Genomic DNA, 24,829 nt, shown 5'->3' with positions numbered 1-24,829 from the left:
AATAAACGTTTGGCTCAATATTTACATTATATGTCTATATCATTTTATTTGTGCTATTGGATTACGCGTAGAATGGCATCCATACGATTTATTAAAATGGAATGCAGATGGCTCATATCCCCGTAATTACTGGTTTTGGCGGCATTAACGGTGCCGGCAGAAGTTCTTTTCATCATGGTTACCGCCGCTTGATAATCGATGCGCTCAATCAACAACAAGCGGATCGCACTTTTGCGAGTCTCGCCAGTGTAATGAAAATGCGGATAAATGGTGCGATTAGCGCCGATCAGCGACAGTTTATGCTCGATCACACTTTAATCCGTCGCATTGAGGCAGATTGGTTTGAAACCGATAAAGTCAGGATGAACAAGCGTATTTCCGCGACAGCAGTGGGTGACCAGACCGCCAGTTTCGTGACTAAAGCGCGCAATTTACCTGAGATTATTCCTCCTAATTGGACAGTAACGGCTTTAGCCAATAACACAGCCCGGGTCGATGTGACTGGCGACCTGGAATTTATGATGCCCACAACCCGTACTGCCAGTGTGCAGGCTGCGGGGCAGCTACCAACCGGGTTCGACCCTGGCGCGTTGTACCCGGCGCGCAGTCATCCGCGGGGCTTGCAAATGGCAGTGTACGGCGCCTCAGACGCCGTGCAGTCTATGGGGGTGCCATGGGAGGTCGTGTGCCAGCATGTAGCCCCTGATCAGGTGAGTGTCTATGCCGGTAGCGCGATGGGGCAGCTCGATGCTGATGGCCATGGGGGTATGTTAGGTGCGCGCTATAACGACAAGCGCACGACGTCCAAACACTGTCCTTTTGGCTTGGCAGAAATGTCAGCAGATTTTATCAATGCTTATGTCCTGGGCAGTATGGGTAATACTGGTACTTACGTCGGTGCCTGTGCCTCATTTTTATATAATCTGCGACAGGCGGTAAACGATATTAAAACCGGTGTGGCGAGAGTCGTCGTCGTGGGTAATAGCGAGGCGCCAGTATTATCGGATGTGATGGATGGCTATGCTGCGATGGGTGCACTGGCAACTGATCAGGCCTTGCTGGCGCTGGATGCGGGTAAAGGTTTAACGCAAGCAGATTTTCGTCGCGCGGCGCGTCCATTTAGTGATAACTGCGGTTTTACTATTGCTGAATCGTCCCAGTACATTGTGTTGATGGATGACGCCTTAGCGGTGGAGTTAGGGGCCACTGTTTATGGTGCGGTAACCGATGTATTTGTAAATGCAGATGGCCATAAAAAATCGATCTCTTCGCCGGGAGTGGGTAACTATCTGACCATAGCGAAGGCCGCTGCATCAGTGCGTGCATTGTTGGGTGAAGCGTCTTTGCGGCAGCGCAGCTATATGCATGCGCACGGTACCAGCACCCCGCAAAACCGGGTCAGCGAATCTCACATATTAAATGAAATGGCCAAAATCTTTGGGATTGAAAAATGGCCGGTGGCAGCAGTTAAGGCTTATGTAGGGCACTCTTTGGGGGTTTCGGCAGGGGATCAATTAATGGCGACATTGGGCACCTGGGCCGATGGCATTATTCCCGGTATTGCGACGATTGATCATATTGCGGCTGATGTGTATGACAGTAATCTGGCCTTCAGTAGCGCCCACGTGGAAGTGGGGCGGGAAGGTATGGACGCGGCAATTCTAAACTCCAAAGGCTTTGGTGGTAACAACGCTTCGGCGACGGTTATTGCACCGCATATTGTGAATAAAATGTTGGCCAATAAGCACGGCGCCGCCACTATGAAGCAGTACTTCCAGTTAAATGAAACGACTAAAGACAGGGCAGCCACCTATGATGACTTGGCGGTAAAAGGTGAGGCATTACCCATCTATAAATTTGACCACAATGTCATGAGTAGTGAGAATATTGAATTTACTGCCAGTAAAATAAAGGTGCCAGGCTATCTTGGCGCTATTGATCTTGACGCGCCGTCGCCCTATGCCGATCTGTTGAAATAACAGGTGATTTTTACGTCGATTGTGTATTTACATCTGTGGTGATTTAGGGGTAATTTAGGGGCCTACGTTCGGATAAAGGAATCGCCATGAGGCGTTTTGTTCGGCACCCAACAGATATCCCAATCGCTGTGACGGTTACCGCCGCTTCGTCGGGTTGTAGTATGACTTCAGTCAGTCAAGGCGGCTTGTCTTGCGAAGTCGCTACGCAGGTGGCTGTTGGCAGCATGGTGAACGTAGCAATCCCCTCTGTTTCCCCTCCTTACTATGGTAATGCTGAAGTCATGTGGTGCCGCCAATGTGGTGAGCATTTCGAAATTGGTCTGCAATTTACAGATCAGGAAGAAGCCTTTAAAGCGCGAATGGTGCAGCAGGTCTGTCAGATAGAGCACTATAAAAACATGGTGTTTGAGCGCGAAGGACGATGGATGGATGGTGATGAAGCCGCTGCAGAATGGATTCAAAAGTACGCTGCAGATTTTAGTCAGCACTAATCCCTGTGCAAGTCTCTCCAGCCACGATCAGTAATCAATCGGTAATGCCCTCGCAGGCCTAAGCTGGCATAATTCCATCCCTTAATTGTTCGTTCAATAGTTTGGTCAGCAGTCTTTATGTCTACCCTAATAAAACGATCAATATTCGCACTGGGTTTGGTGTTGGTGCTGGTGTTGGCTAATAATAATGTGTGTTCGGAGTGTCTCATGAGTAAAGAAGTATCTAGCGAGGTTGTGGTAAAGCTGTCAGTGGTAGAGGCCTGGAAAAAATTGCAGGATTTATCGCTGGCGCATAACTATGTGCCGGGCTTAGTTAAAACCGAGATCACTACTGAGCAAAAACAGGGTGTGGGTGCCAGCCGAATGGTGTATCAGACTGAGACCAAGGGTATTGATGAAACGGTGATTGAATGGGAAGAGGGCCAAGGTTTTTTGATACGGTTGCATCGCGGTGAAAAGGGGGCGCCGCCGCCCTTTAAAGACGCTTTTTTTCGTTACCAAATTCTACCTGGTGCTGATGAGAATACCGCCGTATTGAAAAACACCATGCGCTATACCATGGGAATGGGATTTTTTGGTGACTTGCTGGAAAAATTAATGCTAAAGAATATTTTTAAAGGTGTGATTCGTGACGTTACCATTAGCCAAAAAATATTTTATGAAACCGGTGAAAAAGTTACGCCGGAAAGATTAAAGCAGGCTAAGGCTGATTTTAAAGCTGCGTCAAAATAGCGAGTCGTTGTAGTGAACAGTGATAGAAAATGTCCATTACAGATTAGTGGTCTGGATAAGCCAGTTGAGCTTTGGGTCCATGGCGATGGTGATTTGCATGTCTCCAAGGCGATTGCTGACACGGGTATTTGGGAAGCTTTTGAAACGCAGCTAATACTGGAGCGTTTAAATGCCGGCGATTGTTTTATTGATGTCGGTGCTAATCTTGGCTACTACACGGTATTGGCCGCAAATAAAGTCGGCCCACAAGGATATGTCGGCGCATTTGAACCCGAACCCAATAATTTTCGATTATTACTAAAAAATATTAGCGCTAATGGCGTCGATTTTGTGGATGCCGTGAATGCTGGTCTAGCTGATAAGCATTCAGCAGGACAATTATTTCTTAATAAAACCAATTTCGGTGATCACCAAATTTACGATGCTGGAGAGCAGCGCGATTGCTGCGATATTCAATTGCTGAATGGCAGTGATTACCTGCAAGGAAAAGCCAAAACTGTCGATTTGTTAAAAATTGATACGCAGGGTGCAGAGTCAAAAGTCATTGCTGGTTTGCTGCCAATACTCAGTCAATCGGGGCAGGGTTTGAGTATTATTATTGAGTTTTGGCCCTATGGTTTACGCAAATCCGGTTCTAGTGCGCATCGGTTATTGGATATGTTGATGACCTTGCATTTACCCATTCATATTATCGATCATATAGCGCATCAGCTAGTGCCCTGTACAGAGCAGCAGTTACGGGAGTGGGTCGATATGGTGGATGCCATCCCTGAGGATCAGGGCTTTATGAATATTCTTTTGGGTGCGTGATCGACTAATTAAATGACTGCATTTCGTTAGTTAACAATAATTTTATATAGAGGTTTAGTGGTGTTACTCAAAATAAATTTACTTGCGGTGTTAGCCTTTGTGTCTTCATTGGTATTGGCTGTACCGGTCACTGATCAGCGTTTGGATAATGCCAGCGCAGAAGCGGAATCGGCTAACTGGTTAAGTCATGGTCGCAGTTATCGCGAAATGCGTTATAGCCCCTTGCAAAAAATAAATCGAAGCAACGTTGATCAGCTGGGTTTGGGTTGGTTTTTTGAAACTGATGATGCTTCCGGGTTGCAAGCAACCCCAATCGTAGCTGATGGGGTGATGTATTTTTCAGCTGCGTGGAATGTCGTGTATGCGCTGGATGCTAAAAGCGGTGAAATGCTGTGGAAATATGATCCGCATGTTCCAAGAGAAACATCGTTTAAATATTGTTGCGGTGTAGTTAATCGTGGCGTTGCGATTTGGCAAGATAAAATATTTATGGGCACACTTGATGGCCGCTTGATTGCTATCAATGCCGACAGTGGTTTGCTGGAGTGGCAAGTGCAAACTACTGACCCCGCCAAACCTTACAGTATTACCGGTGCCCCTCGTATCGTTAATGGTAAAGTCGTGATAGGTAACGGCGGTTCCGAGTACGGTGTTAGGGGTTATGTAACTGCCTACTCTGCTGAAACGGGTGAGCAAGTCTGGCGGTTTTATACTATCCCGGGCAACCCCGCCGATGGTTTTGAAAATGAGCAAATGGCATTGGCAGCAAAAACCTGGACAGGCGAATGGTGGAAAATGGGTGGCGGCGGTACCGTTTGGGATTCTATCGCCTTTGATCCCGAATTGAATTTACTGTATCTCGGCGTGGGTAATGGCGCACCACACAATCAACAAATTCGCAGCCCGGGCGGCGGCGATAATTTATTTTTAACATCAATTGTTGCGTTAAATCCCGATACGGGTGAATACGTTTGGCACTATCAGCAGGTTAATGGTGAGAGTTGGGATTACACTGCGACTCAGCAAATGGTGTTGTTGGATATTGATTGGCATGGTCAGCCGCGCAAGGTCATCATGCAAGCTCCCAAGGCTGGATTTTTTTATATTATTGATCGCATAACAGGCGAATTATTATCTGCTGAACCTTATGTCAAAGTGAGTTGGGCCAGCGAATATAATATGGAAACCGGGCGGCCTATCGAAAATATTGAGGCGCGTTATCTTGATGGTGAGAAAGTGCTTGTGTTTCCCACAGGTTTGGGCGGGCATAACTGGCATTCCATGTCCTACAGTTTGCAGACCGGGTTGATGTATATTCCCGCTATGGATTTTGGCACCGAATTTCAAACGGAAAAGGATTTTGTCTATAGTCCGCGACACTGGAATGTAGGTTACAGCACGGCGGGTCCGCCTGGTGCTCACTTACTGAATCAAGCATTGATTAAAAATGTCCCCAAAGGCTTTTTGTTAGCATGGGATCCCATTAAACAGCAAGAAGCGTGGCGAGTACCATACCCGACGCTGGGTAATGGCGGTACCTTGGCTACTGCGGGGCAGCTAGTTTTTCAGGGCAATAATGAAGGTCAGTTTTTTGCGTATGATGCGGTCAATGGTGAGCAATTATGGTCAGCACCTGTACAAAACGGGATCATGGCTGCGCCAGTGGCTTATAGTGTAGATGGCGAACAATATGTGTCAGTGCTAGTCGGTCGCGGTGGCGGCTTGAGCATGATTTTAGGTATTGAGCATGACGTAGCCAATATCAATGGTCGCGTAGTGACGTATAAATTAGGGGGTGAAAAAAAGTTACCCGCTATTGCGAAACCACAACCGGTACCAGAGCCGCCAGCAAAAATGCCTGTCAGCGAACAACAATTACAGCAAGGTATGGCTTTATATAATAAGTACTGTGCACGCTGTCATGGTGTTAATGCAGTAAGTGACGGTTCGGTACCAGACTTACGTTATTTGCCGGCGGTATGGCATCAGAATTTTAATCAGGTTGTGCTGCACGGGATGATGGAAAAAGCGGGTATGCCTCGCTTTGATGATGTGTTAAATGATGAAACTGTCGAATATGTCCATGCTTATTTGATTGCGCGCGCTCACGAGCAAAAAGAATTACGTGAGCAGTCTGGTTGGTGGGTTGAGTTGCAAAGCTGGGTGTATACAAAGTTTGCTCAATTATTGGCGCTGTTAATGGCGGAAGCATAAATAATGTTATTCATGCTGACGATGAGTTTGCGACCAGTACCTAAAGAGGAATATTTGGCGAAAGGGCGTTTGGAAAATGAATATACCCAGCAATTAATGGCACAGGGTATTATTCAGCAATTTCACGTTACGCAAGATCATCGCCAGTACTGGATTGTTTTTTCCGTCGATAGCGAAGACATGCTAATCACCACCTTAAATAAATTTCCTTTTTATCCATATTTTGATTTTCAATATCATCCGGTAACGGATATGGTCGCAGCAGTTGCTGACGGTATGGTTGACCCAAACCTTGAGTAAACTGGGTGTGTTTTGACCGGCTGCTAAAATAATTTTTAAGAGATAAGTGTTAGCGATAAATGACTGTGAAATTAGTCAATCGTTAAACCTTTCTGAATATAGCTCTCGATGCGGATCCCATGGGAGCCATTGGGAATAACCGTTTTAATCATGTTGCCCAGTTCATTGGATTGGGCAAACCGTTCCAGATTGATGACCTTCTCAGGTACAGGCATTTTACTTTCATCGCGCAGTAATAACACTTTTGGTAAGTGGCGGTTGCGGTAGTTAGTACTGATAACAATACCGACCTGACCGTTTTGCAGCTCAACAATACTGCCGGGCGGATATAAGCCAATACAGCTAATAAATTCACCGACCAGTTTTTCATCGTATTTAGTGCCCTTGTTTTGATACAGTATTTTCAGTGCTTCCAACGATGAACGGCCTTTCTTGTAAACCCGTTCGCTGGTTATAGCGTCGTAAACATCACAAAGTGTCACGATACGGGTAAAGTCAGTGATCCCTGCAGCTTTGATTTTGCGCGGATAGCCAGTGCCGTCCAGCGCTTCGTGATGGCTGTAGGCGACATCCACCGCGCCGTGGTAAACATCTTTATGGGCAATCAGAATATCTCGACCATGTTGGGCGTGAAACTTCATGATGTCGAATTCTTCGTTGGTTAGCTGGCCCTCTTTGTTGAGTACTTCGTTAGGCGTACGCATTTTTCCAACGTCATGCAGCATCCCGGCAAGCCCCAGTTTGTTGAGGTCTTCTTCACTTGCGCCTAAATGGCGACCAAAGGTAATTGCCAGCAAGCCGACATTGACGGAGTGTTCCGAGGTGTACTCATCTTTTTTTCGAATTTTGGACATCCACATCATGGCATCCGGATTGCGCATGATACTCGATACACATTCCGAGACGCTGGATTTAACGTCTTTAATATTGATACCTTGGCCGAGCCTGACATCGTCCATAAAGGAACGCGTTAATTGGGTTGCGGTAGAGTGGGCGGCGCTTGCGCGAGAAAACTCTTGTTTGTTAGTCGCCGAAGTGGTGTAAGGTTTCACTTTAGTTTTGCTGCTTTTTACACTACTAGTCCGCTCCTCGGCAGCGGCCCAAGTGTCTTCATAGCCCTCGACGTAAACAAATTCGCAATGTTCTGCGATAGTCTCAATTTCTTCCAAACTGGTAATTTTAAAACCCTGTAAAATAAAAGGCGTTTCTAACCAAGGGCGGTCTAATTCGGAAACATACATCCCCACCTTTAAACCAGATACTGGAATGGGTGTTTTTTTGTTTTCCTGAATAGTGCGGCCGGGCCGGACAATGGTTTTTTTCACAGGTTTGTTACTGCTCTTGTTATGAGGGCTTGGCCCAGCGCCAATGAAAATATTTGCATCTTATACTTGCTGGTAGCTAATCAATCTTCTTAGTTTAGCTAATGGTCTGCTAGACGCCAGAATAATTACCTTAAAGCAGCTTGCAATAGGCAATAGTACTTACGATTTCTTCTAAATTAAGTTGCTGTTGGTACTAACAAATTCTAGTTACTACGCACTGCCGACTTGTTGCAATACGCTATAAACACTAATATGCACGGCAAAATTGTCGAGAGTTAAAATATGGATGCACTAACGCTATTACATGGTCGCAATTCAGCACCAAGGTTAACCGAGCCAGCCCCTGAGGGCGCTGAGTTAGCGTCGATGTTTAAAGCCGCTTTTCGTGCACCAGACCACTCCTGGCTTAGACCCTGGCGTTTTTTAACCCTGCGCGGTGAGGCGCGTAACTCGCTAGGAGAGTTATTAGTAACAGCTACTCAGGCTAGAAGGCGGGCTGCGGGGGAGGCGCCACTGTCAGCAGAAGAAATGGTTAAACTGGCTGCGAAACCGTTGCGAGCGCCCCTGATTATTATTGTTATCGCGGCCATAAAGGCGCACCCCAAGGTACCTGCGGTAGAGCAGCTGATATCTGCGGGTTGTGCGGCCCATAGCCTATTGCTGGCGGCGCATGCACAAGGATATGCAGGTGTATGGCGGACCGGTGATAATGCTTATGATGACATCGTTAAAGACGGGTTAGGAATTGCAACAACAGAGGAATTGGTCGGCTTTGTATATTTGGGCAGTGTAGATGGCAACTATAAACCATTGCGTGAATTAGACCCTAGGGACTTTGTCAGCGAGTGGCCTTGAGGGGGCTGCAATGCTTGGATCACCGCGGTATGGGGATTTAAGTACCGGATCGATGCCTTGTCGGTCTTGCCCGCTTAGTACTATTACTTATTGACCCGATTGCGTTAAATGGCGAAACTAGCGAAGTTTTAAGGCATTGTATGCCAACTTGCAATATGAAGCCCGTCTCTTACGGCTTCTCGAAATGGCAAACTCGGGGCAACCCGAGGACGCAAAACCAGTGCCCAGCTGATATAGCTTAGGGTCGAACGGTTACCGAAGGAAGTGGTAGCACTATAAACCACACTTCTTGATCAATGTCTGCTCAGCCAATTATATTGGCGGCGACGTAACGTTTAACGTTTGAGATTATGAGTCGATGGCTATCAGTAGTGAAAATACTTCACCGTCAATTTTCAATAAACTTTATCAAAGTAGTAAGCAGCCGCTACTGTACAGTTTGCTATTGTTGGCAGCCGTGGTACTGGTCGCTTCAGTCAGTAATTATTTAAGTGGTGATCGTAATTTAGATGTGACCGGTGCTGACGCCGTTTTTTTACATCGTGACTTTAGCAGAACACCTTTTGCGTTGATGGATGCTTATGATGCTTGTGTTTATGAGGCGCAATCTAAATTGGGTAACAGTTTGTTGCGCAGTGAAATTCTACCACTGTCTACTCGGTATAATTACGATCGTAATAGCTATAAAGTTGTATTGGATGTCGATGTTGGCACAGTCCACGAGTGGCTAGATGCTCATATCTATTGTGATATTGATCCCGAAGCGCAAGAGCTGAGTTACTACAAAGAGATATACCGGGGCGAACCTTCATTATTAGCCAAAACCATGAGCATGTTGGGCGATTTGATTAATTAACACTCGTCAACTTTAAGGCTAGCTTCCCAGCCTAGCATCGCTTTTTTGCGAATAGGGTTCCAGCGGTAGTGACCTAATTCCCCCATTCCCTGGATCACCCGGTGGCAGGGAATCAGTAATGCTATGGGGTTTTTTCCGACAGCACTGCCGACCGCTCTGGCCGCAGTAGGTTGGTTGATCGCCTTGGCAACCTCGGCATAGCTAGCGACAGCACCCGATGGAATTCTCAGCAAAGCTTCCCAAACCTTGAATTGAAACTGGGTACCATTAACCCATAGTTTCAGCGGTGAGGATAACGGTCGTGGCGATTTTGAAAAAACCTGTGTCACTACAATTGCTGAGCTGGCTTGGTTTTCTTCTAATATCGCTAACGGCCACTGGCGCTGTAACGCCTCTAACAAATATTCTATGTCTTGAGGTTGTTCAATAAAATCCAGCCGATGAATGCCGCGCTCAGTCAGTGCGATAAAACACAAACCAAAGGGGCTGGGATGTACTCCGTAGATAAATGTTATGCCATTGCCACCGTTTTTTATTTCGCCCGGCGTTACGGCATCCAGGCTAACAAAAAGATCGTGCAGGCGGCTGCTCGAGGACAGGCCGCTATCGCCAGCTGCTTTCAATAGACTGGCACCATCCAGTAATCTACTCCGGGCCTGTTCCCGGGTGAGATATTGCAAGAACTGTTTTGGACTGACGCCGGCCCATTCTGTAAAGACTCGTTGGAAGTGGTATTCGCTAATCGCACAGTGCTTGGCAATAGCGGCTAGTTCTGGCTGTTCGCCCTGGTGCTGGTCGATAAAGCGCAAGGCATTGGCCACCAGTTGATAGTGGCGTTGCTGCGTTTCTAGCTTGTTGTGCTGTAGGGATTTCATTCCGGATACAGTAATCCCTGAAACAAAAAATGACCACCCGATAATTGCTATTTTTTTGCTTAGGCAGTCAGGAACCAGAGAAATAGCAAAATGAGGGTGACGATAGCTCAAACACTGTTATAATTTTGATACAACAAAAATATCAGCTGCACTGATTTTATTATGGCATCGAATATTACAGAACTAAAAACAACGATGTTTCTCACCCCGGTAATCAGCACAATCTTTCGGGTGTCTCTATTGTTATTTTAAAATTAATCGGATGGCGGGTTAGTGGTGATAAACCTAGCCAGCCTAAATATGTACTGGCTGCGGCCCCTCATACTAGTAACTGGGACTTCGCTTTACTGCTATTAGTGTGTTTTAGTCTTCGTCTGGACGCACATTGGATGGGCAAAGATGATATTTTTATGCAGCCATTCAAACGTCTAATGATTTGGTTGGGTGGGATTCCCATTGATCGCAGTAAAAAAAATAATGTTGTTGAACAGATGGTAAATTATTTTCAGAGTGTTGATAATTTAATTGTTATTGTGCCGCCAGAAGGGACGCGAAGTAAAGTTGAGCGTTGGCGCACGGGTTTTTATCATATTGCATTGAATAGCGAGCTGCCTATAGTGTTAGGGTTTATCGATGCCGCAAATAAAAAAGTTGGCTTCGGTCCTGCCTTTGTTCCCACCGGTAATGTTGAACAGGATATGCAAGATATTCAGTCTTTCTACCAAAATTTTCAGGGTATCAATCCTGAAAATTTTTAGTGGTAGTCTAATTCTATGCTTGGGGACTTTTTTAGGTCGATATTTTTTCTCTCCCGGTTACCCTATTTGTCATTAAAGTGGTAACTTTTGGTCATTGTTTGCAGACATTGATATCACTAGTATACCGATCAATGATTTTACCTATATAGAGGCTGTTTGTGACTACTCATTTATTTTGTCGTTTTATTTCGCTGGCATTGTTATTCGTCAGTTTGATTGTGCAGGCGATACCGGCAGAGCAAACTATTCAACAAAGTACTCAGGTTGTTACTACCGAGAGTATTGCTAATCAGAGTGATAATAATTGGTTAAGTTACGGTAAGGACTATCTGGAGCAACGCTTCAGTGAGTTGAATCAGATTAATACCACGAATATTGAGCAGCTAGGTTTGGCTTGGAGTTTTGATACCGATTATGGTCGTGGCCTGGAAGCTACCCCATTAATTGTTGACGGTATTATGTACGTAAGTGGCAGCTGGAGTATGGTTTATGCGCTGGATGCTAAAACCGGTGAATTGATTTGGAAGTTTGATCCGCAAGTGCCAAAGGAATGGACAAAAAAAGCGTGTTGTGGTGTGGTTAATCGTGGCGTTGCACTGTATGAAGGTAAAGTGTTTTTCGGTACTTTAGATGCGCGCCTGGTCGCACTGGATGCCACTACAGGGAAAAAAATATGGGATGTCGTTACTGCTGACCTCAGCAAACATGCTTACAGTATTACTGGTGCGCCTCGCGCGGCCAAAGGCAAAGTCTTTATCGGTAACGGCGGTGCAGAGTATGGCGCGCGAGGATATGTCACCGCTTATGATGTGAATAACGGTGAGCAGCTTTGGCGTTTTTACACGGTGCCAGCAACGTCGGAAGAAAATGCCGGTGATGCTACTCAGGAGATGGCTGCCAAAACCTGGAGCGGGGAGTTTTGGCAACACGGCGGTGGCGGAACTGTCTGGGATTCGATTGTCTACGACCCTGAGCTGGACCAGCTGTATATCGGTGTAGGTAACGGCTCGCCCTGGAATCGAAGAATCCGCAGCCCCGGTGGTGGCGATAATTTATTTTTATCTTCTATTGTCGCTTTAAATCCCGATAACGGTGATTACCTCTGGCATTATCAGGAAACTCCCGCAGAAACCTGGGACTACACCGCCACCCAGCACATCATGTTAGGGGCTATGCAATGGCAGGGTGAACGTAAAAAAGTTATTTGGCATGCCCCCAAAAACGGTTTCTTTTTTATCATTGATCGCAGTAACGGCAAACTACTGTCAGCGGAGCCGTATACTAAAGTGAATTGGGCTGCTTACTATGATATGGAAACAGGCCGTCCTGTGGAAACAGAAAATGCTGACTATAGTCAGGGCCCCGTTTATATTACGCCTTCGTCAGTGGGTGCCCATAACTGGCAGCCAATGACTTATCACCCCAATACCGGTTTGATTTATATCCCTGCAATTACTGGCATGTTCAAGTATGAAGAAGTAGAAGAGTATGTGCATCAATGGGGGCATTTTAATACCGGTTCTAATCTTGACCAGGGCTTGTTAAATAATGATTTATTGGCACAAGCGATTGTGCCAAAAATTGTTGCGGGTGAAGTCATTGCCTGGGATCCCGTGAGCCAAAAAGCGCAGTGGAAAATTCCACGGCCACAGCCATGGAATAGTGGCCTATTGGCGACTGCGGGTGATTTATTATTTCAAGGTACTGGCGATAAACGTTTTATCGCGATGGATGTAAACAATGGCAAAGAATTGTGGAGCTTTGATACCCAGGTGGGCACTATCGGTTCGCCAGTGACTTACAGTGTCGATGGCGAACAATATGTAGCGATTCCTGCAGGTTGGGGGGGCGCTTTGGGCTTGGCGGGTGGTGTTGAGCAAGGTCGGCAACCAGCGAAAGGGCGCATATTGGGTTTTAAAATTAGTGGTCAGCATCAATTGCCGCCATTACCGGAGCCGGCACCAAGAGTGCAGCCGCCTGCCCGCATTACTGATGATAAAGAAATTCTGAACCGGGGTGCCGAGCTGTACTGGACTTACTGTGGTATTTGTCATGGTCAGGAAATGGTCAGCAACGGCCAGGTTCCAGATTTGCGCCGCTTGCCCACGGTATTCTACGATAACTTCCGCCAGATCGTAATGGACGGCGCCATGAGTAAAATGGGTATGGTTGGATTTAGTGACGTGCTTGATGAACAGGATTTTCACGCGCTGCAAGCTTATACCCTGGATCAAGCCAATGAAGACTGGGAACTAAGTCAGCAGCCAGAATGGTGGCTGGCGATCAAGCGCTGGTTTTATGACATCGTGGCATCGATACTGGCGTGGTTAAGTTTTCAGCAGCTCTAGTCGATTGGCATAATTAATTGATAAGCTGGCACTAAATAAAAGAGTAGGAGGTGATCTCCCTGTATCTATAATCGTCAGCTCCAGTCAAAAAACTGTTAGCTAAGGAGGTAATAATGAAAAAATTTTCTTTGGATAGCGGTAAAGTGGCAGCGATTAGTATACTAATTATTATTGGATTGAGTATTCTAGGTGTCGTAATCGCCTTATCTGCGTCGATTTAAAAGTGCAGCATCATGGTATTTGTACCGGCACCACTTCATCGAGTTTAATTGCCTGTTCTTCAACAAATTCCCCTTTCACCCAGCTGCCACCGTCAGGGTCTTTCATAAAATCGCCTACGCCACCCGGACTGGTTATATTGAGCGTATGCCGTGGCTGCGAGAACATTTTTTTATTAGGGAGGTCCATTTCATTCAGTGTTTGAGAAATGGCTTTGCCGTCAAAATCCACTTCAATATCATAAAACTGTCTGGCGCCGTAACGGGGGCAGAAAGCGTGATCAAGTTGCAGCGTTTTACTCACTGCGTCGATAAGTGGTGCCGAAGCCTGGTGGCTGGATAGCCAATCAAAAATCGTGGCTTCGATAATACTAAAGCAGTGCGCGGGTTGTCGCAGCATCGCCAAATATAATGGTGCGCGATGTTCGTAAACTTCCATGCGGTCGCTTAAATCAAAATCAACTAACTGATCTTCAAAGCCTTTGATTAAGGCGCGTAAAATACTGCGCAATAATGGTGATACTGGCACGCTGCCTTCCAGAGCGAGATAGCGAACGGTCAGCGGCATAACATGGCCGTGATTTAAAATAATATGGGCGCTTATCAGAAAATACCCTTCGATACCTTCGTTGCGATCAAAGGTGTGGCAGCCAACCACGTATTCACCTTTGGCCTTACCGTAGCCGGCAACCGGGATGGCATCTATTTGATACTCTGCGCGTTTTTCGTAGAATTCGGTGCCGGGTAATAAGGTGTAGCCAAAAATATTGATGTTGGGAAAGGTTGCTAACAGACTATCCAGATTGCGCTCGTAGTCCTTGAGGTTATCTCCCGGTAAGCCCCAGATTAACTCGGCGGCAATCGGCACGCCAGCTTTGGCCATCTCTTTGGCGATGGGCTCGTATTTATTGGAGGCCATGTTTTTGCGGTTACTTAATTCCAGCGCTTTAGGTGTCAGCGTTTGCAGCGCTAGTTGGTAGTGGGGTAGCAGGCCATTACGATTTAGCAGTAGTGCGATTTCCTGCACGCGCGGGCTGTGTTTTTTTGACCAGCTAGTCGCGAAGCTTGAGGGTAGGCCGGTTTTTTCTTTTAGTTCACAAATTAATTCTGCTTTCGCCTGGTCTTCTTTTAGTGCGCCAAAATTGGAATCCGCTAACCAGATATCTTTTACCCCGGCGCCGATAATTAGTTCCCAGTCCTTGCGAATTCGGGCCATAGAAAATTGATACATCTTGCCGCCGATCGCACCGGTGCCCCATTCACAAAAAGCACATTTAAATGGGCAGCCGCGACTGGTTTCGTAGGAGTAGGATTCGTAAAGCGGTTCCCCCTGTGCGTCTGTCAGTGGCATGACGTCCAGGGCTGAGGGTAGTTCATCCAATGAAATGGTCCTTTCGCGTTTACTGGTTTTATGTAGCTGGCCATCCTTATCCAAATACGCTAGACCGGCAATGAGGTGCCATTGCTCGCGGCCATCACAATCGAGTAATTCCTGAAAGCTGGCTTCGCCTTCACCCAAAGAGATGAGGTCAATGGGGTCATCGAACAGGTAATCTTCGGCTTGTTGCACATGGGGGCCGCCAGCGATGATTAGTAGTTCGGGGCAGCTTTGTTTTAAAAACCGAATCAGCGCTAAAAATTCAGCAGCATTCCAGGTATAAAAACTAAAGCCAGCGACCGGCTGTTGACCTAGAGCGATAGCCTGTTGAGCAATGGCCAGGCCTTGTTGCAACCACTGTTGCTGCCATTGTGCAATAGACTCGTCATTGCGAAAGTGCACCAGTTCAATCCGGGTTTGCTGCCAGCGTTGACCGTATTGTCGGTAATAGGATTTGAGTCCGCCGGTGGTGGCGGGTGCCGCCCAAAATTGGTCGGAGTCCATACTGAAGAGCCATACTGGGCGTTGCGTCATAATACTATTTCGTGGTTATGGCTGCGGATGAGTTGTGGGCATTGTTGTGATTGTCGTAATCGCAGCGGCAATGATTCTAATCAACTTAGGCAGTGGGCTAAAGTAAATAAATAGTAACTTTTATCCCTGTTCGAATCACTATAATCGTTAATCAGTCGATCGCTCTCGGTAGCGTCTAACCAAGGAGTCAACATGAGTAAGCAAGATAAAATGGCAGCAGCGCCAGCCGCCTATTTAAAAGCATTAGCCGATCAGGATTTGGAGGCTGTTATGGCGCTTTATTCCGATGATGCCGTGGTAGAGGATCCAGTAGGTAGTGAGCCACATGTCGGTAAGGACGCTGTGCGTGCGTTTTACAAAGGGGTGGTGGAGTTTGAGTTGGACCCGGTATTGACTGGTCAGGTTCGAATTTCCGCCAATGAGGCGGCATTTCCTTTTTATGTGCTGAATAAATCAGCCGGTGTGCGGGTTAATATTATCGACGTGTTTAAGTTTAATGATGAGGGTGACGTGTGTGGCATGCGCGCTTTTTGGGGTGAGAGCAACGCAGAACCATTATAAGTTTATTAGTGCGTGTTTTCTCAAAGCCGGTTGAGCCGGGCTTTGTTGTTTTTGCAGCATTCACATTTGCGTGAATAGCGCAGATAATAGGCGCCTTTAGCATGGGTGCCAAGCAGATAACAATAACCATGAGTAACGCAGAGCAGTGTTATTTCGCTGCCAGATGCGTTCAACTAACGCCACAAGAAGCCATTAAATGAGCACAGTAGAGTCGGACCGCGAATACTTTCGTCAGTTGTTTTTAAATGACACGCCGTTTCTCGATGTGCGCGCCGAGTTGGAGTTTGCCAAAGGTGCGTTCCCCACATCATTCAATGAGCCGATATTGCGTGATGATGAGCGTCACCAGGTCGGTACCTGTTATAAGCAGCAAGGGCAAGATCAGGCAATTAAATTAGGTCACCAGCTGGTTAGCGGTGAAACCAAAGCGGAGCGCATTACGCGTTGGTGCCAGTTTGCCAACAGCCATGCCGATGTCCATGTGTATTGTTGGCGCGGCGGTATGCGCTCTAATTTATCCCGGCAGTGGATGGCCGAGGCGGGAATTAATGTCCCCTTGATTGCTGGCGGCTATAAAGCGTTGCGGCATGTGCTGCTGGACGAGATTGACCGGGCAGCGCACACCCCCATGATTATTGTCGGCGGTAAAACAGGCTCTGCCAAAACGCCATTAATCAATGCGCTGGAATACGGCATCGATCTGGAAGGCCTCGCTCATCATCGCGGCTCCAGCTTTGGACGGCGGGTACAGGAGCCTCCCGCACAGGCGACGTTTGAAAATTGTCTGGCAATAGAATTATTGAAAAAGCGGCAGCGGCAAGAAGATTTTTCGCATTGGTTTTTTGAAGATGAAAGCCGCATGGTGGGCCCAACCAGTTTACCTCACAATCTTTGGCTGGCGATGGAGCATGCCTCAATTGTTGTAGTTGATATGCCGGTTGAATTTAGAGTGCAGCATATCCTGCAGGAGTATGTGATTGATATGCTAGCGGAACATCAGGCGGCAGCGGCGGATGATGGTTTTGAACATTATCGACAATATTTATTAGCCAGTTTATTTCGCATTAAAAAACGTTTGGGTTCCGAGCGCTACCAACAATTGTCCGCCGTGATGAGTGCGGCCATAGACCAGCAACAAGTATCGGGTGATGTCACAGCCCACGAAGCGTGGATTCGCACGTTGTTGGTCGAGTATTACGACCCCATGTATGAATATCAGCTCAGTAAAAAACAACAACGTGTGGTTTATACTGGAGATTATCAGCAGGTGTTGGAGTGGTGTGTGGCGCGGTGATTGTTTGGCTTTAGAGTAGGCGTTTCTGTGTGCATGTTGAGCTTTTTCTGATCGAAATGATGTCATCAATAGAGTATTGGCAGAGGTTAAAATATGAAGGACTATCGAGCATTAAAGAATAATGATCATGTAAGCTGTCTCAGGAATTGCAATGCGAGCCTATCTAATGCACTAAAGTCTTATGGATAGTGATATTTTCGATAGGGTTTATTGTAATAGGTAAGTTCGAGTGACTTAATAGCAAGCAAATAAAACGCCTCAATAGAGGCGTTTTATTGTGCACAGCACCAGTTTAACTATTGAATACTTTTCTAGAATAAGCCAAAGAGATTAGCCCTAATGCTAGCAAGGCTAAAGAACTAGGCTCAGGGACTGTTATAGGGCCGCCGCAACTGGCGTTTGAGCCCGCAGCGGTTGCTGGTCCGCCATCACCTACAAACCCGGAACAATCGTTATCATAGCGAACGTGGGCGACGGCGGTATTACCATCACTATTGGTAAAGAAGTTGGCATCAAAAAGTTGTTCAACAAAGGTTAACTCAATCGCAGCGATCAGGCCGTCGCTGGAACCGGGTTCTCTATAACGAACATTAAAAGTACCGAAATCAGCAATGTTAGAACCGCCGGGAGCAACGCCCCAGCCTGCGGTTCCAGCAGCAAACGTGAGTGTGCCATCATAATTAAAACCAATTTTATCAACACCTCCCGGGCTAACCAGATCAGGGCTGGCACCGTTAAGCCATTGGATGCTCAGTGTGTGACCGCCATCTGTCCAGGACATATTGATAGCATCACCAGAGGCTTGTAGCTCGGTGCTGTTCCACTGATCAAGGGTAATCATGCCCGCTTGAAGCTGCAATGAGAGTATGGTGGCTGGTAGTAAAATGAGAATTCTTGCTAGGGCGTCCATGTTGCTATCCTGTTTATGTTTTAGGTGTTACTTATTGTTGGAATAGTAAGCAAAATTAGCGCCATTATTGTATGTCCTCGTTTTTTATAGGTTTTATTTTACTAGCATGAATTGCTCATTAATAAAATGTAAATTATTCCGACATTAATAATCACAAATTACATTTATAGCAATATTTCTCTCCAGGAATCGCGGGCTTCAAACCCGGAAATACGCAACCAGCGATACTCCGTGAGCAGTGTATTAGGGACTACCGTTTTTTGCCGGTTGTCCAAAATCCAGCCGTTAACCTCCACCACTAAATGGCCACCACCATCTATCTCGCAGTACACCAGTCGATTAGGAATATTTCGTTGCCGCAGCAGTGTGCGGCAGGCGAGACAAAAGCCATCGCAGTCATCTGCTATTCGCTGTTGCCCGGTGTAATTTGCCGGCGGCATTTGCCAGTGTTCCTGTTGATCCGGGGTTTGTTGGAAGTGGTTTTTAACCAGGTAGAAAATCTGCTTTAAGTTATTGAGCAATTCTGGGTCTTTGTTGGCCATTAGCAATCACCTCGTTGATCACGTGCTAACAGTTCCGTGCAGCCCTGGGGTGGAGTGATGGTGCGGCCGGTAATAAACGGCTGCGGGGTAAAGCCCTGGCAAGCGGTTAAGGCAGGTAGGCTGGCCAAAATCAGCCCGCCGGTTAATAGGTGGGTTAGCTGTCGGCGGGTTACTTTGGTCATTTCCATGCTCCTCTATTAATGGTGAGGCTTAGCCTACAAAAATAAAAAGTGGCATTGCAGTGGCGTAAATGACATTTATAAAGTTAAATAAGACATAATAAGTGTGCCTCTGGCGGCTTGGCGTAACTGGCTTTAATTTTGTCGTATACGACCTTGGTGTTGCTATACAGGTGGGTTTATACCGGGTTTGGATTTAAACGAGAGAGGATTGAAGGTGTCACATCAAATCACAGTACTGGCATTGCCACACACCAGTGGAACGTCGGTGATGGGCGTAGTAGATTTATTTGCCATTGCCAATCGTATTGCCGAACGGATTAATGACAGCCCGGAGCCGTTGTTCAAATTGCGCGTTGTGTCATTAGACGGCCTGCCGATGGTGTGCTCAAATGGCTACCAAGTGGCAGTTGATGGCTCCGTGGCGGATATCTCCAGCAGCGATATCGTGTATATTTCGGCGTTTACTATCGCTACGCGCTCTGAGCTAGAGGCTGCAATACCGCGTTGGCAGGTTATTCTACCTTGGCTGCGACAACACGGCCCAGATCAGAATTTAATTGCGACCAGTTGCAGTGGCAGTTTTCTGTTAGCTGAAGCGGGCTTGTTGGATGGCCAGCCGGCAACCACGGCCTGGTGGCTGGCTAAATATTTTGTCGAACGTTATCCCGAGGTGCGCTTTGATCCCGATGCCATTTGTACAGTGGCGGAGAATATTGTCTGCGGTGCTGCCACCACCTCGTATCAGGATGTCTGCCTGGCAGTGATCGAGCGCTTTGGCGGCAAACATTTTGCGCGCTTGGCGGCCAAGTACATGATGGTTGATAATCAGCGGCGCTCGCAGGCACCCTATGCGATTTTGTCGCTGATTGAAAATGATGACAAAGTGGTGGCCAAGGCTGAAGGTTGGATCAGAGCAAATTTAAATCAGGAATTTAGTATTGAACAGGTCGCTGATTTTGCCGCGGTTAGCCCGCGCACCTTAATCCGACGTTTTCAAAAAAACCTGGGCGAATCACCGCAATCTTTTACGCAAAAACTGCGGGTCGAAAAATGCAAAACTTTACTGGAAACTACCCAGCTTAAATTCGGTGAAATAGTAGTGCGCTGTGGATACAGTGATGAAAGCGCTTTTAGGCGTTTGTTTAAAAGGCATTGCCAGTTATCGCCGCGTGATTATCGGCGGCGCTTTAATACCGCCACTGCAGATTAATTAGCCGGCCTGATTGGCGCGCTGCCAAAGTTCCAGTAACTGTCTGGCTTCTTTATCAGCGACCCTGGAAGATAATAATGATTGGGTCCATTCGCCATGCGCGCGGTTCATTTCTATTAGTAATTGTTGCCCTTTTTCTGAAAGGCCAATTTCAATAATACGCTTATCGTGTTGATTGCGGCGACGAATTAATAATTCTTCTGAATACATACGGTCTACTAATTTGGTGATGTTACCGTTGGAAGAAATTAATTGCTGCGCGACTTTGCCAATAGCTAGCCACTTGCCTTCATCGAGTTGAGATAGCAGCTCGTAACGAATCAGGCTTTGTTTGAATTGTTTGCGAAAACGGTTGCTGATTTCCTGTTCCAGTTTTTTTGAGCACAGCATTAATTGTTGCCAGAGCTCTATATAGCATTGCTGATCTCCTGTGAGATGATAGGTTTGTTGTTCGGTGGCATGTTCGGGAGTTAAATCCGCTTTTCTGATCGACATTTCCATAACCCAAGGTCCCTTCTGAGTTTTTGCTACCGACCTTGATCGAGGAGGCAAGTCTGATAGCGTTGTTATTATTAATTTCAACGCTATCTTAACTAAAGATTAATCAGCTGTGATTGAGCAAAACGGGTAATAGTGCCGCATTTTTCTGTCGGGCTTAGGAAGCTCGTGCGGTGCGCATGGTGACAAATTCTTCTGCAGCGGTAGGATGAATGCCGATAGTGCTATCGAAAATGGCTTTGGTGGCGCCCGCTTTCATTGCTATCGCCATGCCCTGAATAATTTCGCCGGCATCTTCTCCGACCATATGAATACCGACGACCCGATCAGTTTTTTTGTCGACAATTAATTTCATATAGGTGCGTTCAGAGCGGCCGCCAATCGTGTGTTTCATTGCCCGAAAGTTGGATTCGTACACTGCGATATCAGTATATTTTTCTGTCGCCTGCTGTTCGCTTAAGCCACAGGTCCCGATATTTGGTTGGCAAAAAACGGCAGTTGCAATGGTGTCGTAATCGACCTGCGTCGGCTCGTTGTTGTATAACGTTTTTGCCAGCGCCATGCCTTCGGCCAGTGCTACCGGCGTGAGTTCCATGCCTCCGGTGATATCGCCCAATGCATAAATACTGGCTTCACTGGTTTGAAACTCGTCGTTGACTTTGATGGTGCCGTCGTCATTGAGTGCCACATTGACGCGATCAAAACCGACATCCTGAATATGCGGTTTGCGGCCAGTGGCATAAAGGATGGCATCGCAATCAATGCTGCTGCCGTCTTCAAGTATGGCGCGTAAACTGTCATCAGCCAGTTTTTCGATAGCAGCGATATTGCTATTGAAACGCAAATCTACACCAGAGGCGGCGATTTCTTTGGCGGCAAAGTGTCTAATGTCTTCATCAAAACCGCGCAGGAATAATGGCCCGCGATACAGTTGCGTAGTTTGGGCGCCTAAGCCGTTAAAGATACCGGCAAATTCTACGGCGATATAACCGCCGCCGACGACTAACAATCGCTTAGGAAAAGTTTTTAAATCGAATATTTCATTCGAGCTAATCGCATATTCACTGCCAGGAAAATTTGGAATAAAAGGCCAGGTGCCAGTCGCTAATAAAATACGTTCGGCAGTAAATTGCTTGCCGTTAACGTCTACCGTGTGATTGTCGATAAAGCGGGCGCGGCCGTTAATGACTTCAACCCCGGCATTACCCAGCATGGAATCATAAACACTGTTCAAGCGTGAGATTTCGGTAATTTTATTATCCCGCAAGGTTGCCCATTCAAACTGTGGAGTATTGCTGTCCCAGCCAAAACCGCGAGCATCTTTAAACGCATTTGAGAACTGTGAGGCGTATACATAAAGTTTTTTAGGAACACAGCCGACGTTGACACAGGTGCCGCCCATATAGCGATCTTCCGCGACGGCGACTTTTGCTCCAAAAGCCGCGGCCATGCGACTGGCGCGAACGCCGCCGGAACCGGCGCCGATAACAAATAGGTCGTAGTCGTATTGGTTGTTGTTCACGGTATGCTCCTGTTAGTTTTGTGCTTTGATAACCAGTGCGATGCTACTGGGTTTAGTCGCTGATATGAAACTATTTGTGGCTATGAGTTCCATAGCCATTCTCTATTTGGCGGCATAAGTGGTTTGCGATTGTAGATTATCCGGTAAATGCAGGCGATGCCGTAGCAATCGTGAACCTTGATCGACGCAAATATTTAATAGGGCGCTGACGATAATTAATAGCAGGGCGACATCTAACGCAAACCGTTCAAAAGCGCTGTCGATAAAAAACCCCAGCGTGTGAATACCCAAAATACCGAGGATGGCTGATTCTCTTAAGATAACTTCCCAGCGATAGCAGAGCAGCGCGAGGAAAGGGCCGTAGATTCTGGGTAATATTTCAAAGCTATAGCGATGGAAACCTTTGCTGGCATCCAGTCGTAGTTGAATTTGATCAGTTTGCCGACCCACTAGATTGGCGATTATGGCACCGTTGTGAATTGCTAGCGCAATAATGGCGGGTAACATTGACGGCCCCAGTAGTATTAATAGCGCGAAGGCAATGATCAGCTCCGGCGTCGACCGTAAAAAAATGAGTAGGCCGTGGCCCGTTAGTCGTATAGGTAGGGCAAAAAAACGCTGGCTGACCAACGGGAATAAAACCATGGCTAACAAGGCAGTAAATAATAAAGCAACTTGACTTAGTACCAGTGTGTTGATTACGCCCGGTAGTAGCTCTTGGGTAGTGATCGCAGTGAGCCAGGGTAGCAATGTTGGCGATGTGTTAGCGCCATTGGTAAACGGGGCCGGGGTGATGTCAGCAAAAAAAACCGCTAAAGATGCACCGTACATGGCGTGTTGTGGCCATAAATACCACAGGGCTAGCAGACAATAAAAAGGTAATGCTTTAAAACGGAGCCAGAACGGCAGAGTGGCGATCAGGCCGTAGAATAGTAGTAATAGGCCTGCGGTTTGACTGTACATGCCTTGCATAAAAGCGGTTTCCAAATGAAAGCCCAGCGTGGGTAAGCCGATAAAACCGAGAATCGTACTGGAGCGCAGACCGCACTCCATTCGATAGCGGATGTAACTGGCGAAGTGCGGCACTAATTGTGGCCAGTGGCCATAAAAAAATCGACTGACACTATCGCTATGGGGCGGCAGCTGGCAGAGGCTTTGATGCTCTTCGCGTATTTCGGCAAACACTTTGGCAAAGATACCGCTGTAAGGAATGGCAATCGCTAAAAAACCAGTGAGTGGATGAATGCCAAAAAGTTGAATAAAGACTAAGCCCCAAAATAATTCATGCACTGAGCGAATGAATGTGCAGCTTATTCGGATGATGGTGCGTTGATATAAAAAACTGAGCAGAAAGCCGCAGACAGCGGCGCTGCTAACCGCCAGCACGGCGTAACTTAAGGTTTGAAAAAGTGCATCAAATAATTCAGGCCACGGCAGTAGTTGCGGAGAAAGTAGGCCGCTCAACATGCGGTTAAGTTCCAGCATGGGGCTACGGTGGGTGATTTCAATATCTGCCAACGCTAAACAAAACAGTCCGCTGATTAACAGTATGGCAAAGCTGCGCAAGCCGGCGGGGGCACTATAGTGGTGGGTTGAGGAGTTAGCGGTGTGTGCTCTAACCCTCATAGAGTTGATCCAGCTGTGCTGCGCTGAGAGTGTCAGTGGCTTGGTCGAGAACTATATGGCCATCTTTAATGCCAATGATGCGCGTTGCAAACGCCAGTGCGAGTTCGGTATCGTGCAGCGCGATAATACTGCTGTGGCTATGTTGTATTAGCTGGTTGATGACAGTGTTGGCCATTGGTCCATCGAGATTGGCAACCGGCTCGTCGGCCAGAATAATATCCGGACCGGCGTAAAGCGCGCGGGCGATGGCAATGCGTTGTTGTTGGCCACCTGACAATTGTGCCACCGGAGTAAACAGCGTGTGATCTAATTCGAATCGCTCTAATAAATCCGCAATGACTTTTTTTGGTTGGCGCTGTGGCCATAACAAATTAAGTAAGTTGCGAACTACTGAGTGTTGATCGAGTTGGCCGATATAAACATTATGGAAACTCGACAGTTTATCGACCAAGCCTAATTGTTGTGGAATCCAGCCAATCTTCTGCGCTGCAGGCTGACTGCTGAGCTGTTGATAAAGCTGTTTTAAAAAACTGGATTTGCCGGCACCACTTTTACCCAGCAAAGCAATGCGCTGGCCTGGTAGCCATTGAAAATCCAGTGCCTCTAAAACCGTGTGCTCGCCATAGCCGATCTGTACTTGTTGCCAATCTGCTATCGGCTTGGTGTTTGCAGTAGCAGTAGTAGCGGGCATGGATTATTTTAATAGTCCGATGTCACGGGCGGTATCAGCAATGCCTTGGTAGTCGCTATTACTGGCGGGAACAAAAGCACTGCGAGGGAAGGCTGCAAGTAATTCCGGCTGTTGCATATT

General features: G+C 46.9%; 23 protein-coding genes and 1 riboswitch. Of the genes, 13 read left to right on the top strand and 10 right to left on the bottom strand.

What is annotated here, in order from left to right; all coding sequences use genetic code 11:
• Positions 1 to 107 precede the first annotated feature (107 nt).
• The 6 genes from UNITIG_RS21870 to UNITIG_RS21845 all read left to right on the top strand — a co-directional run bounded on the left by UNITIG_RS21870 (position 108) and on the right by UNITIG_RS21845 (position 6,526).
• Positions 108 to 1,979 carry a beta-ketoacyl synthase gene (locus tag UNITIG_RS21870; protein ID WP_101760459.1) on the top strand — a complete coding sequence of 624 codons (1,872 nt, stop codon included), beginning with the start codon at positions 108 to 110 and terminating at the stop codon, positions 1,977 to 1,979.
• An 86-nt stretch (positions 1,980 to 2,065) separates the two neighbouring features.
• Entirely contained in the window at positions 2,066 to 2,470 is a 405-nt protein-coding gene (locus UNITIG_RS21865) for a PilZ domain-containing protein (RefSeq protein ID WP_101760458.1), read from the top strand.
• A gap of 117 nt (positions 2,471 to 2,587) precedes the next feature.
• The gene (locus UNITIG_RS21860) at positions 2,588 to 3,202 is read left to right on the top strand and encodes an SRPBCC family protein (RefSeq protein ID WP_101760457.1); all 615 of its coding nucleotides are present in this window, start codon (positions 2,588 to 2,590) and stop codon (positions 3,200 to 3,202) included.
• Positions 3,203 to 3,214: 12 nt separating this feature from the next.
• Entirely contained in the window at positions 3,215 to 4,012 is a 798-nt protein-coding gene (locus UNITIG_RS21855; RefSeq protein ID WP_101760456.1) for an FkbM family methyltransferase, read from the top strand.
• Positions 4,013 to 4,072: 60 nt separating this feature from the next.
• Complete coding sequence (locus tag UNITIG_RS21850) at positions 4,073 to 6,226, top strand: PQQ-dependent dehydrogenase, methanol/ethanol family (RefSeq protein WP_101760455.1); 2,154 nt, start codon at positions 4,073 to 4,075, stop codon at positions 6,224 to 6,226.
• Positions 6,227 to 6,229: 3 nt separating this feature from the next.
• Positions 6,230 to 6,526, top strand: a complete 297-nt coding sequence (locus UNITIG_RS21845; protein WP_101760454.1) for a muconolactone Delta-isomerase family protein — start codon at positions 6,230 to 6,232, stop codon at positions 6,524 to 6,526.
• A 71-nt stretch (positions 6,527 to 6,597) separates the two neighbouring features.
• Here UNITIG_RS21845 and UNITIG_RS21840 read toward each other — a convergent pair whose 3' ends face one another.
• A complete protein-coding gene (locus tag UNITIG_RS21840) occupies positions 6,598 to 7,851 on the bottom strand; it encodes an HD-GYP domain-containing protein (RefSeq protein WP_101760453.1) in 1,254 nt (417 codons plus the stop codon).
• Between the two features lie 282 nt (positions 7,852 to 8,133).
• Here UNITIG_RS21840 and UNITIG_RS21835 point away from each other — a divergent pair, with 282 nt between their 5' ends.
• Both UNITIG_RS21835 and UNITIG_RS21830 read left to right on the top strand, forming a co-directional pair.
• Positions 8,134 to 8,706 carry a nitroreductase family protein gene (locus tag UNITIG_RS21835; protein WP_101760452.1) on the top strand — a complete coding sequence of 191 codons (573 nt, stop codon included), beginning with the start codon at positions 8,134 to 8,136 and terminating at the stop codon, positions 8,704 to 8,706.
• A 176-nt stretch (positions 8,707 to 8,882) separates the two neighbouring features.
• Positions 8,883 to 8,966: riboswitch (cyclic di-GMP riboswitch) on the top strand.
• A 98-nt stretch (positions 8,967 to 9,064) separates the two neighbouring features.
• Positions 9,065 to 9,562 (top strand): hypothetical protein, encoded by a 498-nt coding sequence (locus UNITIG_RS21830; protein WP_101760451.1) that lies wholly within the window; start codon positions 9,065 to 9,067, stop codon positions 9,560 to 9,562.
• Here UNITIG_RS21830 and UNITIG_RS21825 read toward each other — a convergent pair.
• Positions 9,559 to 10,437, bottom strand: coding sequence for a bifunctional transcriptional activator/DNA repair enzyme AdaA (locus UNITIG_RS21825; protein ID WP_101760450.1), 879 nt, complete (start codon positions 10,435 to 10,437; stop codon positions 9,559 to 9,561). The two genes, UNITIG_RS21830 and UNITIG_RS21825, sit on opposite strands and share 4 nt — an antisense overlap.
• A 167-nt stretch (positions 10,438 to 10,604) precedes the next feature.
• On the opposite strand from UNITIG_RS21825, the gene UNITIG_RS21820 reads away from it, so the two are divergent.
• Together UNITIG_RS21820 and UNITIG_RS21815 are read left to right on the top strand one after the other, a co-directional pair.
• On the top strand, positions 10,605 to 11,195 hold the full coding sequence (locus UNITIG_RS21820) for a lysophospholipid acyltransferase family protein (RefSeq protein WP_369809253.1): 591 nt from the start codon (positions 10,605 to 10,607) through the stop codon (positions 11,193 to 11,195).
• 158 nt (positions 11,196 to 11,353) lie between these two features.
• Positions 11,354 to 13,543: a PQQ-dependent dehydrogenase, methanol/ethanol family gene (locus tag UNITIG_RS21815; RefSeq protein ID WP_235015570.1), complete on the top strand. Its 2,190-nt coding sequence runs from the start codon at positions 11,354 to 11,356 to the stop codon at positions 13,541 to 13,543.
• A gap of 231 nt (positions 13,544 to 13,774) precedes the next feature.
• On the opposite strand, the gene UNITIG_RS21810 is transcribed toward UNITIG_RS21815, so the two are convergent.
• Positions 13,775 to 15,643, bottom strand: a complete 1,869-nt coding sequence (locus tag UNITIG_RS21810; RefSeq protein ID WP_159931257.1) for a radical SAM protein — start codon at positions 15,641 to 15,643, stop codon at positions 13,775 to 13,777.
• 222 nt (positions 15,644 to 15,865) lie between these two features.
• Between UNITIG_RS21810 and UNITIG_RS21805 the strand changes: the two genes are divergently transcribed.
• Both UNITIG_RS21805 and mnmH read left to right on the top strand, forming a co-directional pair.
• On the top strand, positions 15,866 to 16,234 hold the full coding sequence (locus UNITIG_RS21805) for a nuclear transport factor 2 family protein (protein ID WP_101760448.1): 369 nt from the start codon (positions 15,866 to 15,868) through the stop codon (positions 16,232 to 16,234).
• Between the two features lie 196 nt (positions 16,235 to 16,430).
• Complete coding sequence (gene mnmH / locus UNITIG_RS21800; RefSeq protein ID WP_101760447.1) at positions 16,431 to 17,528, top strand: tRNA 2-selenouridine(34) synthase MnmH; 1,098 nt, start codon at positions 16,431 to 16,433, stop codon at positions 17,526 to 17,528.
• A 292-nt stretch (positions 17,529 to 17,820) separates the two neighbouring features.
• On the opposite strand, the gene UNITIG_RS21795 is transcribed toward mnmH, so the two are convergent.
• The 3 genes from UNITIG_RS21795 to UNITIG_RS21785 form a co-directional block, all read right to left on the bottom strand.
• A complete protein-coding gene (locus tag UNITIG_RS21795; RefSeq protein WP_101760446.1) occupies positions 17,821 to 18,438 on the bottom strand; it encodes a PEP-CTERM sorting domain-containing protein in 618 nt (205 codons plus the stop codon).
• A gap of 164 nt (positions 18,439 to 18,602) precedes the next feature.
• Positions 18,603 to 18,980, bottom strand: coding sequence for a transglutaminase-like cysteine peptidase (locus UNITIG_RS21790; RefSeq protein ID WP_101760445.1), 378 nt, complete (start codon positions 18,978 to 18,980; stop codon positions 18,603 to 18,605).
• On the bottom strand, positions 18,980 to 19,162 hold the full coding sequence (locus UNITIG_RS21785) for a hypothetical protein (RefSeq protein ID WP_101760444.1): 183 nt from the start codon (positions 19,160 to 19,162) through the stop codon (positions 18,980 to 18,982). Before UNITIG_RS21785 ends, UNITIG_RS21790 begins: the two co-directional genes overlap by 1 nt.
• A gap of 214 nt (positions 19,163 to 19,376) precedes the next feature.
• On the opposite strand from UNITIG_RS21785, the gene UNITIG_RS21780 reads away from it, so the two are divergent.
• Complete coding sequence (locus UNITIG_RS21780; protein ID WP_145999261.1) at positions 19,377 to 20,372, top strand: GlxA family transcriptional regulator; 996 nt, start codon at positions 19,377 to 19,379, stop codon at positions 20,370 to 20,372.
• On the opposite strand, the gene UNITIG_RS21775 is transcribed toward UNITIG_RS21780, so the two are convergent.
• The 4 genes from UNITIG_RS21775 to UNITIG_RS21760 all read right to left on the bottom strand — a co-directional run bounded on the left by UNITIG_RS21775 (position 20,373) and on the right by UNITIG_RS21760 (position 24,709).
• Positions 20,373 to 20,873, bottom strand: coding sequence for a MarR family winged helix-turn-helix transcriptional regulator (locus UNITIG_RS21775; RefSeq protein ID WP_101760442.1), 501 nt, complete (start codon positions 20,871 to 20,873; stop codon positions 20,373 to 20,375).
• 154 nt (positions 20,874 to 21,027) lie between these two features.
• Positions 21,028 to 22,392, bottom strand: a complete 1,365-nt coding sequence (gorA, locus tag UNITIG_RS21770) for a glutathione-disulfide reductase (protein ID WP_101760441.1) — start codon at positions 22,390 to 22,392, stop codon at positions 21,028 to 21,030.
• A 102-nt stretch (positions 22,393 to 22,494) separates the two neighbouring features.
• Positions 22,495 to 24,018: an ABC transporter permease gene (locus UNITIG_RS21765; protein ID WP_101760440.1), complete on the bottom strand. Its 1,524-nt coding sequence runs from the start codon at positions 24,016 to 24,018 to the stop codon at positions 22,495 to 22,497.
• Positions 24,008 to 24,709, bottom strand: coding sequence for an ATP-binding cassette domain-containing protein (locus UNITIG_RS21760; RefSeq protein WP_101760439.1), 702 nt, complete (start codon positions 24,707 to 24,709; stop codon positions 24,008 to 24,010). Before UNITIG_RS21760 ends, UNITIG_RS21765 begins: the two co-directional genes overlap by 11 nt.
• Positions 24,710 to 24,829: the final 120 nt, after the last annotated feature.

The organism is Oceanicoccus sp. KOV_DT_Chl, from assembly GCF_900120175.1.
Classification (GTDB): domain Bacteria; phylum Pseudomonadota; class Gammaproteobacteria; order Pseudomonadales; family Dasaniaceae; genus Oceanicoccus.
This window is presented reverse-complemented; position numbering and strand designations above follow the sequence as displayed.

Coding starts and splice junctions, on each gene's coding strand:
- UNITIG_RS21870 (WP_101760459.1), top strand. CDS start 108: ATGGCTCATATCCCCGTAATTACTGGTTTTGGCGGCATTAACGGTGCC.
- UNITIG_RS21865 (WP_101760458.1), top strand. CDS start 2,066: ATGAGGCGTTTTGTTCGGCACCCAACAGATATCCCAATCGCTGTGACG.
- UNITIG_RS21860 (WP_101760457.1), top strand. CDS start 2,588: ATGTCTACCCTAATAAAACGATCAATATTCGCACTGGGTTTGGTGTTG.
- UNITIG_RS21845 (WP_101760454.1), top strand. CDS start 6,230: ATGTTATTCATGCTGACGATGAGTTTGCGACCAGTACCTAAAGAGGAA.
- UNITIG_RS21835 (WP_101760452.1), top strand. CDS start 8,134: ATGGATGCACTAACGCTATTACATGGTCGCAATTCAGCACCAAGGTTA.
- UNITIG_RS21830 (WP_101760451.1), top strand. CDS start 9,065: ATGGCTATCAGTAGTGAAAATACTTCACCGTCAATTTTCAATAAACTT.
- UNITIG_RS21825 (WP_101760450.1), bottom strand. CDS start 10,437: ATGAAATCCCTACAGCACAACAAGCTAGAAACGCAGCAACGCCACTAT.
- UNITIG_RS21810 (WP_159931257.1), bottom strand. CDS start 15,643: ATGGACTCCGACCAATTTTGGGCGGCACCCGCCACCACCGGCGGACTC.
- UNITIG_RS21805 (WP_101760448.1), top strand. CDS start 15,866: ATGAGTAAGCAAGATAAAATGGCAGCAGCGCCAGCCGCCTATTTAAAA.
- mnmH (WP_101760447.1), top strand. CDS start 16,431: ATGAGCACAGTAGAGTCGGACCGCGAATACTTTCGTCAGTTGTTTTTA.
- UNITIG_RS21795 (WP_101760446.1), bottom strand. CDS start 18,438: ATGGACGCCCTAGCAAGAATTCTCATTTTACTACCAGCCACCATACTC.
- UNITIG_RS21790 (WP_101760445.1), bottom strand. CDS start 18,980: ATGGCCAACAAAGACCCAGAATTGCTCAATAACTTAAAGCAGATTTTC.
- UNITIG_RS21785 (WP_101760444.1), bottom strand. CDS start 19,162: ATGACCAAAGTAACCCGCCGACAGCTAACCCACCTATTAACCGGCGGG.
- UNITIG_RS21775 (WP_101760442.1), bottom strand. CDS start 20,873: ATGGAAATGTCGATCAGAAAAGCGGATTTAACTCCCGAACATGCCACC.
- UNITIG_RS21765 (WP_101760440.1), bottom strand. CDS start 24,018: ATGAGGGTTAGAGCACACACCGCTAACTCCTCAACCCACCACTATAGT.
- UNITIG_RS21760 (WP_101760439.1), bottom strand. CDS start 24,709: ATGCCCGCTACTACTGCTACTGCAAACACCAAGCCGATAGCAGATTGG.